15 protein-coding genes are annotated in these 17,468 nt (G+C 62.5%); all 15 read right to left on the reverse strand.

From position 1 onward, the window contains the following. A complete protein-coding gene (trpB, locus tag JHD73_RS10660) occupies positions 1 to 1,194 on the reverse strand; it encodes a tryptophan synthase subunit beta (RefSeq protein WP_199030262.1) in 1,194 nt (397 codons plus the stop codon). Positions 1,195 to 1,302: 108 nt separating this feature from the next. Beyond that, a complete protein-coding gene (locus JHD73_RS10665) occupies positions 1,303 to 2,004 on the reverse strand; it encodes a phosphoribosylanthranilate isomerase (protein WP_199030275.1) in 702 nt (233 codons plus the stop codon). Between the two features lie 14 nt (positions 2,005 to 2,018). Beyond that, positions 2,019 to 2,843, reverse strand: a complete 825-nt coding sequence (gene truA / locus JHD73_RS10670; protein ID WP_199030263.1) for a tRNA pseudouridine(38-40) synthase TruA — start codon at positions 2,841 to 2,843, stop codon at positions 2,019 to 2,021. 98 nt (positions 2,844 to 2,941) lie between these two features. Then, a complete protein-coding gene (gene tapV, locus JHD73_RS10675; RefSeq protein WP_199030264.1) occupies positions 2,942 to 5,857 on the reverse strand; it encodes a FimV/HubP family polar landmark-like protein TapV in 2,916 nt (971 codons plus the stop codon). 400 nt (positions 5,858 to 6,257) lie between these two features. Beyond that, entirely contained in the window at positions 6,258 to 7,361 is a 1,104-nt protein-coding gene (asd, locus tag JHD73_RS10680) for an aspartate-semialdehyde dehydrogenase (protein WP_199030265.1), read from the reverse strand. A 333-nt stretch (positions 7,362 to 7,694) separates the two neighbouring features. Further along, positions 7,695 to 8,765: a 3-isopropylmalate dehydrogenase gene (gene leuB / locus JHD73_RS10685; RefSeq protein ID WP_199030266.1), complete on the reverse strand. Its 1,071-nt coding sequence runs from the start codon at positions 8,763 to 8,765 to the stop codon at positions 7,695 to 7,697. A gap of 39 nt (positions 8,766 to 8,804) precedes the next feature. After that, positions 8,805 to 9,455 (reverse strand): 3-isopropylmalate dehydratase small subunit, encoded by a 651-nt coding sequence (gene leuD, locus JHD73_RS10690; protein ID WP_199030267.1) that lies wholly within the window; start codon positions 9,453 to 9,455, stop codon positions 8,805 to 8,807. A gap of 23 nt (positions 9,456 to 9,478) precedes the next feature. Then, the gene (gene leuC, locus JHD73_RS10695) at positions 9,479 to 10,888 is read right to left on the reverse strand and encodes a 3-isopropylmalate dehydratase large subunit (RefSeq protein ID WP_199030268.1); all 1,410 of its coding nucleotides are present in this window, start codon (positions 10,886 to 10,888) and stop codon (positions 9,479 to 9,481) included. 221 nt (positions 10,889 to 11,109) lie between these two features. Next, a complete protein-coding gene (gene gltA / locus JHD73_RS10700; protein ID WP_039599688.1) occupies positions 11,110 to 12,411 on the reverse strand; it encodes a citrate synthase in 1,302 nt (433 codons plus the stop codon). A 121-nt stretch (positions 12,412 to 12,532) separates the two neighbouring features. Beyond that, positions 12,533 to 12,820 (reverse strand): succinate dehydrogenase assembly factor 2, encoded by a 288-nt coding sequence (locus JHD73_RS10705; protein WP_199030269.1) that lies wholly within the window; start codon positions 12,818 to 12,820, stop codon positions 12,533 to 12,535. 58 nt (positions 12,821 to 12,878) lie between these two features. After that, positions 12,879 to 13,580 (reverse strand): succinate dehydrogenase iron-sulfur subunit, encoded by a 702-nt coding sequence (locus tag JHD73_RS10710; RefSeq protein ID WP_199030270.1) that lies wholly within the window; start codon positions 13,578 to 13,580, stop codon positions 12,879 to 12,881. Positions 13,581 to 13,598: 18 nt separating this feature from the next. After that, entirely contained in the window at positions 13,599 to 15,377 is a 1,779-nt protein-coding gene (sdhA, locus tag JHD73_RS10715; RefSeq protein WP_199030271.1) for a succinate dehydrogenase flavoprotein subunit, read from the reverse strand. A gap of 3 nt (positions 15,378 to 15,380) precedes the next feature. Then, positions 15,381 to 15,746, reverse strand: coding sequence for a succinate dehydrogenase, hydrophobic membrane anchor protein (sdhD, locus tag JHD73_RS10720; RefSeq protein WP_048932753.1), 366 nt, complete (start codon positions 15,744 to 15,746; stop codon positions 15,381 to 15,383). A gap of 10 nt (positions 15,747 to 15,756) precedes the next feature. Then, positions 15,757 to 16,167, reverse strand: coding sequence for a succinate dehydrogenase, cytochrome b556 subunit (sdhC, locus tag JHD73_RS10725; protein ID WP_199030272.1), 411 nt, complete (start codon positions 16,165 to 16,167; stop codon positions 15,757 to 15,759). A gap of 257 nt (positions 16,168 to 16,424) precedes the next feature. Beyond that, positions 16,425 to 17,237 (reverse strand): GntR family transcriptional regulator, encoded by an 813-nt coding sequence (locus JHD73_RS10730; RefSeq protein ID WP_199030273.1) that lies wholly within the window; start codon positions 17,235 to 17,237, stop codon positions 16,425 to 16,427. Positions 17,238 to 17,468: the final 231 nt, after the last annotated feature.

Below are 17,468 nucleotides of genomic sequence, written 5' to 3' on the forward strand. Positions count from 1 at the left end.
TTAGAGTTTGATGCCGGAGAATTCGGCGACGGTATGCATGTCCTTGTCGCCACGACCCGACAGGTTCACCAGCAGGATCTTGTCCTTGGGCAGCGTCGGTGCCAGCTTGCAGGCATACGCCAGCGCGTGGCTCGATTCCAGCGCCGGGATGATGCCCTCCATGCGGCACAGGTCGTGGAAGGACTGCAGCGCTTCCTTGTCGGTGATACCGACGTACTCCGCGCGGCCGGCGTCCTTCAGCCAGGAGTGCTCAGGTCCAACGCCCGGGTAATCCAAACCCGCCGAGATCGAATGCGTCTCGATGATCTGGCCGTCGTCATCCTGCAGCAGGTACGTGCGGTTACCGTGCAGCACACCCGGCGAACCACCCGTGAGCGACGCCGCATGGCGGCCCGTCTCGATGCCCTCACCCGCTGCTTCCACGCCGATCAGCTTCACGTCGGCATGGTCGATGTACGGATAGAAAATGCCCATGGCGTTGGAACCGCCGCCCACGCAGGCGATCACGGCGTCCGGCTGACGGCCGATCATCTCGGGCATCTGCACCTTGCATTCCTCGCCGATCACGGCCTGGAAGTCGCGCACCATCATCGGATAGGGGTGCGGGCCCGCCACCGTGCCGATGATGTAGAAGGTGTCGGCCACGTTGGTGACCCAGTCGCGCATCGCCTCGTTCAGCGCGTCCTTGAGCGTGCGGGAGCCGGACTCTACCGGCACCACCGTCGCGCCCAGCAGCTTCATGCGATAGACGTTGGCGGCTTGGCGGCGCACGTCTTCGCTGCCCATGTAGACGACGCACTCCATGCCGTAACGCGCAGCGATGGTGGCCGTGGCCACGCCATGCTGGCCAGCGCCTGTTTCGGCAATCACGCGCGGCTTGCCCATGCGGCGTGCCAGCAGCGCCTGGCCGATGACGTTATTCACCTTGTGCGCGCCGGTGTGGTTCAGGTCTTCACGCTTGAGGTAGATCTGCGCGCCGCCGCAGTGCTCGGTCAGGCGGCGGGCATGGTAGATGGGCGACGGACGGCCGACGAAGTGCTTCAGCTCGTACTCGTATTCCTTGATGAATTCGGGATCGTGCTGGTAGCGCGCATAGGCGTCGCGCAACTCATCCAGCGCGTGGGACAGCGTTTCCGCAACGAAGGTGCCGCCGTAAGGGCCGAAATGGCCGTGGGCGTCGGGCAGGTTGTACATGGCAATCTCTCGAGGCATCCGCCAGGTCGGTCGGGAGACCCATTGGCGGAGAAAGTCAGGAAGGTGCGAACCGCAAGGTAGCCAGCAAGCCCTACCGGCCAGATTGGCTCAGGCTTGCACCGATGCGCCCAGGGCAGCATCGGCCTCGCGGACCGCACGCACGAATGCGGTCATGCGGGCGTGATCTTTCACGCCCCGTGCGGCCTCGATCCCGCTGCTGACATCCACAGCGTAGGGCCGCACGCGCTCAATCGCGCCAGCGACGTTTTGCGCGCTCAACCCACCACTCAAAACGAGCCGAGGAGCGGCGCTTGTTGGCAGCACGGATGGCGATTGCGGGAGCCATTGTGGGGGAATCAGGGTCCAGTCGAAGACGTGGCCGCCACCGCCATATCCCTCAACAAATGCGTCGAGCAGCAGGCCTTGGGCAGCGGCAAACCGATCGGCGAATTCTACCAAATCGGCCCCCGGCTGAACACGCAGAGCGCGCAACCACGGCAGCCCTACCTTCCCGGCGATCTCGGCACATTGCTCGGGGGTTTCGTCACCATGGAACTGAAGTAGCGTAAGCGGCACCTGGTCGAGCACACGGGCAATGTCGTCCGCGCTGGCGTTGACGAACAGTCCCGTCACGGTGACAAAGGGACCGGCACGACGGGCCAACTCGGCGGCATGCTCCGTCGCAACGTAACGCGGGCTGGGCGGGTAGAACACCAGCCCGATGGCATCAGCCCCCAGCGCGACAGCATGATCAACGTCGGCCGACTGGGTCAGGCCACAGAGCTTGATGCGGGTTCGGTGCAGCGACATGGCAAGAATGGGATTCACAGGCCGGCGTGCTCGTCGAACACGCCTCGGAACAGGCTGGCCGTAGTGGGAGACGCCGGCAACGAGAAGGCGTCAGGATAGCCGACCTCAGCCAGATACAGGCCATCAGGCATGAACGTGGGCGCAGCTGCCAAGCGGCTACGGGCAGCCAGTACATCAGCCATCCACAATGCAGGCTGGCGGCCCCGGCCGATCGCCACCAGGCAGCCCATGATGTTACGCACCATGTGATGCAGGAAGGCGCTCCCTCGAATGCGCACGAACACCCACTCGCCCTCGCCGCGCACCTCCATCGAATACATCGTCTTGACCGGTGACTTGGCCTGGCATTCCGCGGCACGGAAGGAGGAAAAATCGTGCTCGCCGACCAGTACCTGCGCGGCTTCGTGCATGGCAGCGACATCAAGCGACTTGCCAGGCGGCAGCATGACGTAGCCAGCCTTGCTGTCGAGCAGCGGTGCCCGTGTCGGCCCGAAGGTCAACGCGTAGTAGTACGTGCGGCGATGAGCGGAAAAGCGGGCGTGGAAGTCTTCCGGCATCTCCTGCGCCCAGCGCACAGCCACGCTCGATGGCAGGAAGGCGTTGGTGCCACGCACCCACGAGAACGGATCGCGTACGAGGTCGGTGTCGAGGTGCACAACCTGCCCCAGCGCGTGCACGCCAGCGTCGGTGCGGCCAGCGACGGTTGTCTGCAGTGGCACGCCGGCAAACTGGCGCAATGCTGCCTCCAGCATGTCTTGCACAGTGTTGCCGTGTGGCTGCGATTGCCACCCCGAAAACGCGGCACCGTCGTACTGGATGCCGAGCGCGATACGCGTCATGCCTTGTGAATCCTCGTGCGGAAAGAAAAACGCCGGCAGGATACCACCCTGCCGGCGCTGATGAAGCTTGAGCTTGACTACGTTATGTCGACTGGCGATCAGCCGATCTGACGCATCAGGGCCTGTGCCTCGGCGTGGAACGAGGGATCGCCCAGGTCCAGCACCTCCTGCAGCAGCTCGCGCGCACCTTCCTTGTCGCCGATCTCGATGTAGGCCTTGGCCAGATCAAACTTGATCTGCAGATCGCGCACGCCATCGGCCCCATGCTCACCGGACAGCGTGTGCGGCAGGTTGGTGTCCAGGCGGATGGCCGATTGCGGCTCATCGTTGGCGACATGTTCGTGCTCGGCGTGATGCGGCTCGGCATCGAAGTGCATCGGCGCCTGCGACAGATCCGTCGGCTGGGCCCAGGCCGGCAGGCTTTCTTCAGCCATGGCAGCCGGAGCAACCGGTGCGGCCTCGGTTGCCGGCGGCGTCGGATTCAGATCCAGCGACAGGTCCGACAGGTCCATGTGCATCGGCGGCGCAGCCACCGGTTGGTAGGCCTCACCAGCATGTGCGTTGAACTGCGGCAGATCGGCCTCCGGCTCAGCGTGCGGCTTGAACACCTCAGCAGCCTCAGCCGATGCAGTGATCGGGTCACCAGCGGCCGGCGCCGGGAACGACTCCAGCGGCAAGTCCAGATCCGCCAGTTGCGGAGCCTTGGTCGACGGCGCGGAGGGGTCCAGATCCGGGGACAGCGTGGTCCAGTCGTCGCCGCGGCGCGTGGTTTCACCCGTCACGGTCGGCTTGAAGGCTTCCGCAGCAGCTACCGCACCCACGCCGGCCAGGGCGGCAGCTGCGGCACCTCCGTGGCTGTGTTCAGCGTGCACCTCAGCCGTCGGATGCGGCGTATCACCCTGCACCGTCAGGTATAGCGGATTAGCGGGATCAAACTTGCGGCCCATCGCAGCTGCCTCAGCCCATTCCGGCGAAGCAGCGCCGACTTGTGCCAGCATCTCTTCTGCAATGGTCTGAAAGCCGTGTGCGTCCTGACGATTTGCGTAAATTTCCATCAACTTCAAACGAATAGCTTGGCGATCCGGATGTTGTTCCAGCGCCTCGCGCAAAATTTCCTCGGCCTGCACATCGCGGCCGTAAGCGATATAGACATCCGCTTCAGCAATCGGATCGACTTCGTTGCTCTCGTTGCTGCCGCCAATGCGGAAATCCGCACCGAACACGCTGTGCTGCGAGGTATCAACGCTTTGGCCGCCGGCCGCACCGAACAGCGAGTTAGCGCCCGCCATCACGGTACTTTCCTGCGACAACAGGCTGTCCTGGAAGCCATGCGCCTGCTCAGGCTTCTGCTGGCGACGGCGATACACTGCCAAACCGCCCAGCAGAGCCACCACCACCGCACCCAGGCCCAGGGCCATCGGGTTGCCCAATACGGACGAGAGGAACGATTCTTCTGCGATCGGTGCCGGCGGTGCCACCACGACCGGTGCCTTTTTCGGTGCAGCAGCCGGAGCCGATGCAGCGGCAACCGGTGCGCTGGCCGCTGCCTGCGGACCCGAAGCCGCAGCCACCGGTGCAGACGCTGCCTCCGGAGCAGATGCGGCTGCGGCTGTTGCCGAGGCAGCCGGTGTTGCAGGTGCGGCCTCTGCTGGAGCGGCAGCAGCCGGTTGGGCGGCTTGTTGAGCCGGTGTCGGCGAGGACGCTGCCGCCGCCGGAGCCGGTGCGTTGGCAGCCGCTACAGCAGGTGCCGCCGTTGCCGGCGCAGCGCCCGCAGCCGGCTTGGCCGCACTGGCAGCCTTTGCCAGTTCGGCGTTCTTCAGTTCCACCAGGCGTTGCATGTCGGAGAGGTTCTTCTCCAGCTGGGCAACGCGCGATTCCATGTCCTTGAGCGCACGCTCCTTGGCGACGAGTTCTTCGTCACGCGCAGCAGCGTTGGCTTTGCCGGTGCGATCGGCCTTAGAAAGGCGCAGCTCATCACGACCGCCGGCAGCCGGCGTCGCCTGGTCCTGCACGCGTGCCGATACGCTGCCGCTTTGCTGGCGGGCGGAATCGGTATCAGTGGCGGCGTTGGCTTCAGCGGCGGTTGCCAGGCGATTGCGATAGCCGGCAAAACCGGAAGTCTGTGCGACTACCTCGCGACGGGCTTCACGCGGGGAAACCTTCTGTGCCTCCGCCTGCGACGGCACCTTCAGCACCGAACCGGTACGCAGACGGTTGATGTTGCCGCCGATGAACGCGTTGGGATTGTTGCGGTACATCGCCAACAGCATCTGGTCGAGCGACACAGCGTCTTGGCCTTGCGAGGCGGTTGAGGCAATGTCGTAGAGGCTGTCGCCACGCTGCACGGTATACGAACCGCCCGGCGTAGCATCCGGCGCCGAAGCGGCGGGCGCGGCCTGCTGCTGGCGCGCAGCCTGGCGAGTTGCGGTGCGCGGCTGACGCGCTGGGGCCGTTGACGCAGGCGCTGGGGCTGCAGCTTGCGGCTGAGCGGTGGACGCCGCCGCAGGCTCAACGGCGCCTGGCGTCGTGGCCTGCACCACCGGCGTCGGAGCAAAATTCTGTGCGGTATTGCTGGAGCCCACCGGGTCCAGCAGGAAAGTATAGGCGCGCGAAACGTGGCCGCTTGCCCAATTCAGGTCAACCAGCACATCAACAAACGGTTCGGCGACGGGCTGGGTGGAGCGCAGGCGCACCACATAGTTGCCATTCGACTGGCGCTCCAGCGATGCACGCAGGGAGGAGACAATCGGGTTGTAGCTCAGGCCGGCGCGCGAATAGGCATCCGGAGCAGCCAGCTTTGCAACCAGGTTTTGCGCCTCTTCGGGCGTCACACCGGTCAGATCGATATCGGCCTGCAGCGGCTGGCCAAGGCTCGAACGCACGTGCAGCGCACCGAAACCGGCTGCATGCGCCGCGGGCTGGATCAGCAGCAGGCTTGCCGCAGCAATAGCGACAGCCGACCAGCTAGGACTGCGATGGGACGATTCTCTCCGGCGGTATTGGCTCACCCTCACCTTCGACTCCGTTATCTTTTAATGTGCAAACGAACTTAACATCAACGAGTTAGCGCAGCAAGTTCACTCAAAAGGTGAAAAGCTGAGGTATCGAACCGCCGTCGATTTTTATCAAAACGACACAATTGACGAGATTCTGAAGCATTCGGCGTACCCCCCGGAATGCGAATGCTTCGACGTGGCACCAACCCTTCCCCGTGCCTGTCCACCCCACGAATGGGTGGCCGGCTTTCTTGCCGCAATTCTGGCCGCTATTGTGTACCAACGTTACAGCCCGTGGGCACCCAGATGGCACAACGCCGCGCAGGCTGCGCGGCGTTGGTGGAAAAAGCGCACTTTCTGTTGTCAGGCCGCAACGACAATCATCGCGGCCGACCCAACAACGAATGCAAAGCCGGCATCACTTGCCCAGCAGGATGCGCAGCGTGCGGCGCAGCGGTTCGGCAGCCCCCCACAAGAGCTGGTCGCCGATCACGAAGGCGCTGACGTATTCCGGCCCCATGTTCAACTTGCGCACTCGACCCACACCGATCTGCAGGCCGCCGGTGATAGACGCCGGGGTCAGTTCCTTTTCGGTGATACTGCGGTCGTTCGGGACCCACTTCACCCACGGGTTGCCCGAGCGGATGATCTGCTCGATCTCTTCGAGCGGCAGGTCGCGCTTGAGCTTGAGCGTCAGACCGAGGCTGTGGCAACGCATCGCGCCGATGCGCACGCACAGGCCATCCACAGGGACCGGCTGAGCATTGCCCAGGATCTTGTTGACCTCGGCCTGGCCCTTCCACTCTTCCTTCGACTGGCCATTGTCAAGCTGCTTGTCGATCCAGGGGATCAGGCCACCAGCCAGCGGCGCCGGGAAGAACTCGGTCGGCACGTCTTCGCGAATGGTCTTGGCAACCTTGCGATCGATATCCAGGATGGCAGACGCCGGGTTGGCCAGTTCGTCAGCCACGGCGTTGTGGATCACGCCCATGCCCTTGAGCAGTTCGCGCATGTGGTTGGCGCCACCGCCCGAAGCCGCTTGGTAGGTCATCGAACTGACCCACTCGACCAGTCCTTCGCGGAACAGACCGCCCACGCCCATCAGCAGGATGGAATTCGTGCAGTTGCCGCCGATGAAGTTCTTGGTGCCCGCAGCCACCGCGTTCTTGATGAGCGACAGGTTGACCGGGTCCAGCACGATCACGGCATCGTCTTCCATGCGCAGGGTCGACGCGGCGTCGATCCAGTAGCCGTTCCAGCCGGCAGCGCGCAGCTTCGGGAAAACTTCGGTGGTGTAGTCACCGCCCTGGCACGTGATGATCGTGTCGCAAGCCTTCAGCGCTTCGATGTCGTTGGCGTCGGCCAGGGGCGCATCCGTCTTGGCGAATGCGGGCGCGCGGCCGCCGGCGTTGCTGGTGCTGAAAAACACCGTATCGATCAGGTCGAAATCCTTTTCTTCCTGCATGCGCTGCATCAGCACACTGCCGACCATGCCGCGCCAACCGACGAGACCTACCTTCATGATGTGGAACCCTTAGTGATTTTCCCCGCCTCGTGCGCCCGGCGGTGACCGCGCGGGGAAGGCGAACGGACACGACCGGACGATCTACGAGATCGTTTTTTTGGTAATGGTTTTGGTGGTCGTGCGAATCTCGACAGTCGCAATGCGTGCGCGTGCGGCAGCGCCCGTGGCAGCGATTGCCAGGGTGCCCAGAATGCCAAAGAGAAGCGCGGTCGAGATCATTCGTAAAAATATACACGAATTAGCAGATACACAATGCACTGCAACATGTGTCCGCCGAAAAAAACACAGTTGCGGCGCGTCAAGTGACGACGCCGCAACGTACCTTGCGACTTACAGGGCAGCCAGCACGGCTTCACCCATCTCCACTGTGCCGACCTGCTTGCAGCCCGGCGTCAGAATATCGCCAGTGCGATAGCCCTGGGCCAGCACCTTCTTGACGGCGTTCTCGATGCGATCGGCCTGCTCGGCCTTGCCCAGCGAGTAGCGCAGCATCATCGCCGCCGACAGGATCGTCGCCAGCGGGTTGGCAATGCCCTTGCCCGCGATGTCCGGCGCCGAACCGTGCGACGGCTCGTACAGGCCCTTGTTGTTCGCATCCAGCGACGCCGACGGCAGCATGCCGATCGAACCCGTCAGCATGGCAGCCTCGTCCGAGAGGATGTCGCCGAACATGTTGCCGGTGACGATCACGTCGAAGTTCTTCGGTGCCTTGACGAGCTGCATGGCGGCGTTGTCGACGTACATGTGCGACAGCTCGACGTCCGGATACTCCTTGTGCACATCGGTGACGATGTCCTTCCAGAACTGGAAGGTCTCCAGCACGTTGGCCTTGTCGACGCTGCACAGCTTCTTGCCGCGCTTGGCAGCGGCCTGGAAAGCGACGTGCGCGATGCGGCGGATTTCCGGCTCGCTGTAGCGCATGGTGTCGAAGCCTTCACGCGCGCCGGCAAACAGGCCGTCCGGCGCTGCACGCACACCGCGCGGTTGACCAAAGTAGATGTCGCCCGTCAGTTCACGCACGATCAGGATGTCGAGGCCGCCTACGATCTCGGGCTTCAGGCTCGATGCGCCGGCCAGTTCCGAATAGCAGATCGCCGGGCGGAAATTGGCGAACAGCTGCAGATGCTTGCGCAGGCCGAGGATGGCCTGCTCGGGGCGCAGCTCGCGCGCCAGCGTGTCGTACTTCCAATCGCCCACGGCGCCGAACAGGATGGCGTCCGCCTCCTTGGCAAGCTTGAGCGTGTCTTCCGGCAGCGGATGGCCCTTGGCCTCATAGCCGGCGCCACCCACGGGCGCGAATTCCATCTCGAACGACTCGCCCAGCGCGTTCAGCACCTTGACGGCCTCGGCCACGATTTCCTTGCCAATGCCGTCACCCGGCAACACTGCGATCTTGGTCATGCGCTTTCCTTGTGTCCTTCCTTGATGTTCTGTGTCAGCTCAGCCGACGAGCTTGTGCGCGAGCCACGGCATCTTGGCCAGGCGCTGCGCTTCGTACGCCTTGATCTGATCGGCATAACGCAGGGTCAGGCCGATGTCGTCGAAGCCGTTGAGCAGGCAATACTTGCGGAAGGCCGTAATGTCGAACGGATACGCCGTGCCGCCCGGCGTGACGACGACCTGTTTGTCCAGATCCACCGTCAACTGATAGCCGGGGAATGCCAGCGTCTCATTGAACAGGTGATCGACTTGCGACTCCGTCAGCACGATCGGCAGCAGGCCGTTCTTGAAGCAGTTGTTGAAGAAGATGTCGGCAAAGCTCGGCGCGATGATGGCGCGGAAGCCATACTGCTGCAGCGCCCACGGTGCGTGCTCACGCGAGCTGCCGCAGCCGAAGTTCTTGCGCGCCAGCAGAATCGAGGCGCCTTGATAGCGCGGCTGGTTCAGCACGAAATCCGGGTTCAGCGGACGCTTGCTGTTGTCTTGGCCGGGCTCGCCCACATCCTTGTAGCGCCATTCGTCGAACAGGTTCGGACCAAAGCCCGTGCGCTTGATCGACTTGAGGAATTGCTTCGGGATGATGGCGTCGGTGTCGACGTTCTCGCGGTCGAGCGGCGCCACGAGGCCGGTGTGGATGGTAAATTGTTCCATGATTGCTCTCTCTATCCTGCCGCTCAAGCGAGCTTGCGCACGTCGACGAAGTGGCCTTCCAGCGCGGCCGCAGCGGCCATCGCCGGGCTCACCAAGTGGGTGCGACCACCCGCGCCCTGACGGCCTTCGAAGTTGCGATTGGACGTGGATGCGCAACGCTCGCCTGGGTCGAGGCGGTCGGCATTCATCGCCAGACACATCGAGCAGCCCGGTTCGCGCCATTCAAAGCCGGCTGCCTTGAAGATCTTGTCGAGCCCTTCGCGCTCGGCCTGCTCCTTCACAAGGCCGGAGCCCGGTACGACCATCGCCAGCTTCACGTTCGAGGCGATGCGCTTGCCCAGCTTCTGCACAACCCAAGCAGCAGCGCGCATGTCTTCGATGCGGCTGTTGGTGCACGAGCCGATGAACACCTTGTCGATGCTGATATCGCTGATAGCGACGTTCGGCTGCAGGCCCATGTATTCGAGCGCGCGCTCCATGGCGTTGCGCTTGTTCGGGTCTTTTTCCTTCTCGGGATCCGGCACGCGGTCTTCAATGCTGACCACCATTTCCGGCGACGTGCCCCAGCTCACCTGCGGGCGAATGTCTTCTGCGCGCAGCTCGACCACGCGGTCGAAGTGGGCGCCCTCGTCGGAGTGCAGCGTGCGCCAGTAGGTGACGGCCTGCTCCCACTCCACACCTTGCGGCGCAAACGGGCGGCCCTTGATGTATTCGAGCGTGACGTCATCCACGGCGACCATGCCAGCGCGTGCGCCGCCTTCGATCGCCATGTTGCACACCGTCATGCGCCCTTCCATCGACAGCGCGCGAATGGCCGACCCGCCGAATTCCATGGCGTAACCGGTGCCGCCCGCCGTACCGATCTTGCCGATGATGGCGAGCACGATGTCCTTGGCAGTGCAGCCGCGCGGCAACGTCCCTTCCACCTTCACGAGCATGTTCTTGCTCTTCTTCGCGAGCAGCGTTTGCGTGGCCAGCACGTGCTCGACTTCCGACGTGCCGATGCCGTGCGCCAGCGCGCCGAATGCACCGTGCGTGCTGGTATGCGAGTCACCGCAGACCACCGTCATGCCCGGCAGCGTCGCGCCCTGTTCCGGCCCGATCACGTGCACGATGCCCTGACGCTTGTCGTTCATCTTGAATTGCGTGATGCCATAGCTGTCGCAGTTGGCATCGAGCGTGTCGACCTGCAGCTTGGAAACCGGGTCGGCAATGCCGTGCGAACGATCGGTGGTCGGCACGTTGTGGTCCGACACAGCCAGGTTGGCGCTGATGCGCCACACCGGACGCTGCGCAATCTTCAGGCCTTCGAACGCCTGCGGGCTCGTCACTTCGTGCAGCAGTTGGCGATCGATGTAGAGCACGGTCGTGCCGTCATCTTCGGTATGAACGACGTGATCGTCCCAGAGTTTGTCGTAGAGCGTCTTGGCCATGATGCGATCCGTGCACAACGCGCTCCGATTTGAGCGTCGAGGCGGTTGCGCGAGCAGTTTCGTGGGGAGTGATCGATTATGCCACCCAGTGCATTGCACACCGGACGTGACTGGCGAAAGGGGGTTTCGTCATTTCGCGAAAGCTCGCCCGGACAATCTTCGGGCGACAAAAAACCCCGCCGGTTTCCCGGGCGGGGTTCTTGTGATGCAAAAAGACTGGCTTAGCGCTTGTCGATCGACGGCACTTCGCGCGTGGCGGCGCCGTTGAACAGCTGACGCGGACGGCCGATCTTGTATTCCGGATCGGTGATCATCTCTTCCCACTGCGAGATCCAGCCCACCGAACGGGCCAGCGCGAAGATGCAGGTGAACATCGACGACGGGATGCCCAGCGCGCGCTGCACGATACCCGAGTAAAAGTCGACGTTCGGGTACAGCTTGCGGCTGACGAAGTACTCATCTTCCAGCGCGATCTTTTCCAGCTCCATGGCGAGCTTGAACAGCGGGTCGTTGTGCAGGCCCAGCTCGTTCAGCACTTCATGGCAGGTTTCGCGCATCAGCTTGGCGCGCGGGTCATAGTTCTTGTACACACGGTGGCCAAAGCCCATCAGGCGCACGCCGCTGTTCTTGTCCTTGACCTGCTTGATGAACTCCGGAACCTTGTCCACCGAGCCGATCTCTTCCAGCATGTTCAGTGCGGCTTCGTTCGCACCACCGTGCGCCGGGCCCCACAGGCAGGCGATACCGGCAGCAATGGCAGCGATCGGGTTCGTGCCCGACGAACCCGCCAGACGCACCGTCGAGGTCGAAGCGTTTTGCTCGTGATCAGCGTGCAGGATGAAGATGCGGTCCAGCGCGCGCTCCAGCACCGGATTCACCTTGTAGTCTTCACACGGCGTGGCAAACATCATGCGCATGAAGTTGCCGGTGTACGACAGGTTGTTCTGCGGATAGATCAGCGGCTGGCCGATGTTGTACTTGTATGCCATGGCCACCAGCGTCGGCAGCTTGGCGATCAGGCGAATCTGCGAGATTTCGCGCTCACGCGGGTCATTGATGTTGGCAGCGTCCGGGTAGAACGCGCTCATCGCACCCACTAGGCCCGTCAGCACGGCCATCGGGTGAGCGTCACGGCGGAAACCGCGCAGGAAGAACTGCATCTGCTCATGCACCATGGTGTGATTCGTCACCACATGGTTGAACTCTTCCTTCTGCTTGGCGTTGGGCAGTTCGCCCTTCAGCAGCAGGTAGCAGATTTCCATGAAATCGCACTTGCTAGCCAGATCGTCGATGGCGTAGCCGCGGTACAGCAACTCACCCTTATCGCCGTCGATGTAGGTGATCTTGGAATTGCACGACGCAGTCGACATGAAGCCGGGGTCGTACGTGAACTTACCCGTCTGACCGTACAGCTTGCGGATGTCGATCACGTCGGGCCCGACCGTGCCCTTGTAGATCGGCAGCTCAACGCTGGGCGAGCCATCGGAAAACGATAGGGTGGCTTTCACTTCGGACGGCGTCATGTCGGTTTCCTTTCTGCTGTTTATGAAAATGAATACGGGAGACTCCCGCCAGACGGATCGCACTGTGCCGTGGGGGGCGGCTTGACCGATTCGTCTTGCGGCAACCTCTCGTGCGCCGGTGTCAGACCGAACGCAGCAAGGTCAGGACGTGCTGGATTTGCGGCACGTCGAGTTCGCCCTCCGGCTCCTTGCGTGCAAGCAGGAGATCCATCAGGTCGTTGTCAGGCAGATCAAACAACTGCGAGAGTGCGGCAACGTCATCATCTGACAGTTCGGTCTCATAGCGGTTGAAGAAGCGCTCGACGATGATATCGTTCTCCAGCAAACCACGTCGGGCACGCCAGCGCAGACGCGCGCGCTTGTGCGGATCGGATTGGTGAGAGAACGTTGGGGTATTCACAGCGGTCATGCTTCTCAAAAGACGCGTCGCCGGAAAACCGCTCCGGCGACGCTGGGTGCCTTGCGATTTACACCGCGCGGCGCACCATCAGTTCCTTGATCTTACCGATGGCCTTGGTCGGGTTCAGACCCTTCGGACACACATCGACGCAGTTCATGATGGTGTGGCAGCGGAACAGGCGATACGGGTCCTCGAGGTTGTCGAGGCGCGCGCTGGTCGCTTGGTCGCGGCTATCGGCGATGAAGCGGTAGGCCTGCAGCAGGCCGGCCGGGCCGACGAACTTGTCCGGGTTCCACCAGAACGACGGGCACGACGTCGAGCAGCTCGCGCACAGAATGCACTCGTACAGACCGTCCAGCTCTTCACGCTCTTCCGGCGACTGCAGACGCTCCTTTTCGGGCGGCGGCTCGTCGTTGATCAGGAACGGCTTGATCGAGTGGTACTGGTTGAAGAAGTGCGTCATATCGACGATCAGGTCGCGCACCACGGGCAGCCCCGGCAGCGGACGCAGCACGATCTTCTCGGGCAGTTCACGCATGTTGGTCAGGCAGGCCAGACCATTCTTGCCGTTGATGTTCATGGCGTCGGAGCCGCACACACCTTCGCGGCACGAACGACGGAACGCAATTGACTCATCCAGCTTTTTCAGCTTGACCAGCGCGTCGAGCAGCATACGCTCGTGACCGTCGAGTTCAACCTCGTAGGTCTGCATGCGGGGCGCTGCGTCCTTGTCCGGATCGTAGCGATAGACTTCAAAAATACGCTTCATTTTTGTGGGTCCTTCCGGTTAGAACGTACGGGCCTTGGGCGGCACGCTTTCCACCGTCAACGGCTTCATCGTCACGGGCTTGTATTCCAGGCGGTTGCCTTCGCTGTAGAACAGCGTGTGCTTGAGCCAGTTTTCGTCGTCGCGGTTCGGGAAATCGCTGTGGGCGTGTGCGCCGCGCGATTCCTTACGGGCAGCAGCCGACACCATCGTGGCCTTGGCCACTTCCACCAGATTGGCCACTTCCAGCGCTTCGACGCGCGCGGTGTTGAACACCTTGGACTTGTCCTTCAGGTGGATGTTGGCGCCACGCTCAGCCACTTCCATGATGCGCTGGACGCCTTCGTCCATCAGGGCTTGTGTACGGAACACGCCGGCGTGCGACTGCATGTTGCGGCGGATGTCGTTGGCAACGTCCTGTGCGTACTCGCCCGAGCTCGACGAATCCAGCTTGGCCAGGCGCGACAGCGCACGGTCTGCAGCGTCTGCCGGCAGCGGCTTGTGCTCGCGGTTCTTCAGGTTCTGCGCAACGATGTGGTTACCTGCCGAACGACCGAACACCACCAGATCCAGCAGCGAGTTCGTGCCCAAACGGTTGGCGCCGTGCACCGACACGCAAGAGCATTCGCCGATCGCGTAGAAGCCGTTGATGACTTCGTTCGGATTGCCGTTCTTCGGTGCCACAACCTGACCGTGATAGTTGGTCGGGATACCGCCCATCTGGTAGTGGATGGTCGGCACAACCGGAATCGGTTCCTTGATGGCGTCCACGTTAGCGAACTTCAGGCCAATTTCGCGAATGGACGGCAGACGCTTCATGATGGTCTCGGCACCGACGTGCGTCAGGTCGAGCAATACGTAGTCGCCGTTCGGGCCACAGCCGCGGCCTTCCTTGATTTCCTGGTCCATCGAGCGCGACACGAAGTCACGCGGTGCCAGATCCTTTAGCGTCGGAGCGTAACGCTCCATGAAGCGCTCGCCATCCTTGTTACGCAGGATGCCGCCTTCGCCACGCACGCCTTCGGTGATCAGCACGCCCGCGCCGGCTACGCCGGTCGGGTGGAACTGCCAGAATTCCATGTCTTCCAGCGGCACGCCAGCGCGCGCTGCCATGCCCAGACCGTCACCCGTGTTGATGAAGGCGTTGGTGGAAGCGGCGTAAATACGGCCAGCACCGCCTGTGGCGAACAGTGTCGTCTTGGCTTCGAGGATGTAGACCTCGCCAGTTTCCATTTCCAGCGCGGTTACGCCCAGCACGTCGCCATCCTGGTCGCGGATCAGATCCAGCGCCATCCATTCGACGAAGAAGTGGGTCTTGGCACGCACGTTACGCTGATACAGCGTGTGCAGCAGCGCGTGGCCGGTACGGTCGGCAGCAGCGCAAGCACGTTGCACCGGCTTCTCGCCGTAGTTCGACGTGTGACCGCCGAACGGACGCTGGTAGATGGTGCCATCCGCGTTGCGGTCGAACGGCATGCCAAAGTGTTCCAACTCATAGACCACGTTCGGCGCCTGGCGGCACATGAACTCGATCGCATCCTGGTCGCCGAGCCAGTCGGAACCCTTGATGGTGTCGTAGAAGTGATAGTGCCAGTTGTCTTCGCTCATGTTGCCCAGCGAAGCACCGATACCGCCCTGCGCCGCCACGGTGTGCGAGCGGGTGGGGAAAACCTTCGAGAGCACGGCCACCGAGAGGCCGGCTTCTGCGAGTTGCAGCGATGCGCGCATGCCCGCGCCGCCTGCACCGACGATCACGACGTCGAACTTGCGACGCGGCAGACCCGTCTTGACTGCGACCATGACTTAAACCCTCCAGAGAATCTGAGCTGCGTAGCCCGCACAACCGACGAGCCACAGAATCGTCAACACTTGCAGCGTCAAACGCACTGCCACGGGTTTCACGTAGTCCATCCAGATGTCACGCACACCAATCCAGGCGTGATACGTGAGCGACAGGAAGGCCACGAACGTCAGCAGCTTCATCCACTGGTTGGCGAACAGGCCAGCCCAGCTTTGATACGACGTGTCTTTCGAGAGCAGGAACGCCGCCAGCAGCACAACGGTGTAGACCGCCATGACCACGGCGGTGACGCGTTGCGCGAGGAAATCCTTCAGGCCGTAGTGCGCGCCAACGACAAGGCGCTTGGGACCAATATTGTTATTTGCCATCAGGAGCTCCTCAGAACAGGCCGAACAGCTTGGCGCCGAACACGACGGTCAGCAGCAGGCTGACGATCAGCACGCTCACGGCCGACTTGGCCGAAGTGGCCTTGTCGATGCCGACATGCAAATCGAGGAGCAGATAGCGGATGCCGGCACAGAAGTGGTGCAGGTAAGCCCAGATCAGCGCGAGGACGACCACCTTGGCGAAGCCGCTAGACAGAAGCGCCGTGAATTTGGCGAAACTGATTTCCGACGTGAGACTTTGCTCGAGCAAATACAACACGAACGGAAGAAGAAGGAACATCAGTGCACCGCTGGCACGATGCAGGATGGATACCTTACCGGCCCAGGGCAAGCGGTAGCGGGCGAGATCGCCCAAACCGATGTTCCTGAATTCCGGTCTGGCTTTCTTGACGGCTTCTGCCATGTCAGACCCCATTGGCTAATCAACTAACAAAACTGCTTTGCACAAATCCGCACGATTCTATCGCGCTTTTGTTGCGCAGCGCACCAATAATTCCACTCGGCGCGCTCCACTTTTGTGCTTCCTGCCCTCGCCTGCCAGTGGCGTGATGCGCGGGCGATTATCCTTTGTACACAGCCCTCGTGACGCGCAATACGCCGTTGCGCGCCCCACAAATCAATACGCCGCCGGCCTGCAGAAGCAGTCCCGACGGCGCGTCGTCAACTCAGCTCGTTCTGGTAGTAGTGCCGCGTCGTGACGTACAGGCCACGGCGTAGCTCCACCGGCTTATCGCCGAACGTATGCGACACACGCTCCACCGACAGCAGCGGCGATCCGGCTTGCACCGACAGCAGCTCGCCCGTGGCCGCATCGGCCGCCACGGCACGAATGCGCTCGGTCGCGCGCAACATGCGCACGCCAAATTCCGCCTCGAAGAACGCGTACATCGGCCCCTTCCATTCGGTCAGCTTTTCAGCCGTCAACCCCTTGAAGCTTGCGCCCGGCAGCCAGATCTCTTCAAACACGGTCGGCTCGCTGGAGAAGAACAGCACGCGGCGGATCTGCACAACGCTGTCGCCAGCCTTGAGATCGAGCAGACGGGCAATCTCGGCGGGTGCGCGCATGCGCTTGCACTCCAGCACGCGACTGCTCGGGTAGTGCTGCTCGCCCTGCTCCGGCATCAAACGCAGGAAGCGGAACTGCACACCCTCTTCATAATGCGTGGTGACGAACGTACCCTTGCCCTGCCGGCGCGCCACCAGGTTCTCGGCAGCCAGCTCGTCGATCGCCTTGCGCACGGTGCCCTGGCTCACCTTGTAGCGGGCGGCCAATTCCATTTCGCTGGGGATCATTTCGCCCGGCTTCCATTCACCGGCTTGCAGGCTCTGCAGGATCAGCGTCTTGATCTGCTGATACAGCGGGCTGAACGTGGGCGATCCAGCCCCAGCGCCCGCAGACGCGGGCTGCGTGCCAGCCTCGCCGCCATTGGATGGCGGCACGACGGCGGATTGAGGGCTGGATGTACTCGACATAACTGGCGATTTCACCACAAAAGCCTCAAACGCGTCCAGCCCGTTTATAGAATGTCTTATGTCTTATATAAGACAGAAGATTAATTGACTTTCGAACGAGGCCAGCCCTACACTCGCGCCTGTTCCGGACGACGGGCTTCGCACTTGCGTCGGCAGGCCTCAAGATCCATCGCAAGGGTGTTTCCACTTCGTCATGCGGACGCAGTAAACTGCGAGGCTCTTGCCTAATCC

This window comes from Ralstonia sp. ASV6 (assembly GCF_016429285.1).
GTDB lineage: Bacteria > Pseudomonadota > Gammaproteobacteria > Burkholderiales > Burkholderiaceae > Ralstonia > Ralstonia flaminis.

Bases quoted from the DNA above. Each gene is read 5' to 3' on its own strand.
- trpB (WP_199030262.1), bottom strand. From the start codon at position 1,194: ATGTACAACCTGCCCGACGCCCACGGCCATTTCGGCCCTTACGGCGGC.
- JHD73_RS10665 (WP_199030275.1), bottom strand. From the start codon at position 2,004: ATGTCGCTGCACCGAACCCGCATCAAGCTCTGTGGCCTGACCCAGTCG.
- truA (WP_199030263.1), bottom strand. From the start codon at position 2,843: ATGACGCGTATCGCGCTCGGCATCCAGTACGACGGTGCCGCGTTTTCG.
- asd (WP_199030265.1), bottom strand. From the start codon at position 7,361: ATGAAGGTAGGTCTCGTCGGTTGGCGCGGCATGGTCGGCAGTGTGCTG.
- leuB (WP_199030266.1), bottom strand. From the start codon at position 8,765: ATGACCAAGATCGCAGTGTTGCCGGGTGACGGCATTGGCAAGGAAATC.
- leuD (WP_199030267.1), bottom strand. From the start codon at position 9,455: ATGGAACAATTTACCATCCACACCGGCCTCGTGGCGCCGCTCGACCGC.
- leuC (WP_199030268.1), bottom strand. From the start codon at position 10,888: ATGGCCAAGACGCTCTACGACAAACTCTGGGACGATCACGTCGTTCAT.
- gltA (WP_039599688.1), bottom strand. From the start codon at position 12,411: ATGACGCCGTCCGAAGTGAAAGCCACCCTATCGTTTTCCGATGGCTCG.
- JHD73_RS10705 (WP_199030269.1), bottom strand. From the start codon at position 12,820: ATGACCGCTGTGAATACCCCAACGTTCTCTCACCAATCCGATCCGCAC.
- JHD73_RS10710 (WP_199030270.1), bottom strand. From the start codon at position 13,580: ATGAAGCGTATTTTTGAAGTCTATCGCTACGATCCGGACAAGGACGCA.
- sdhA (WP_199030271.1), bottom strand. From the start codon at position 15,377: ATGGTCGCAGTCAAGACGGGTCTGCCGCGTCGCAAGTTCGACGTCGTG.
- sdhD (WP_048932753.1), bottom strand. From the start codon at position 15,746: ATGGCAAATAACAATATTGGTCCCAAGCGCCTTGTCGTTGGCGCGCAC.
- sdhC (WP_199030272.1), bottom strand. From the start codon at position 16,167: ATGGCAGAAGCCGTCAAGAAAGCCAGACCGGAATTCAGGAACATCGGT.
- JHD73_RS10730 (WP_199030273.1), bottom strand. From the start codon at position 17,237: ATGTCGAGTACATCCAGCCCTCAATCCGCCGTCGTGCCGCCATCCAAT.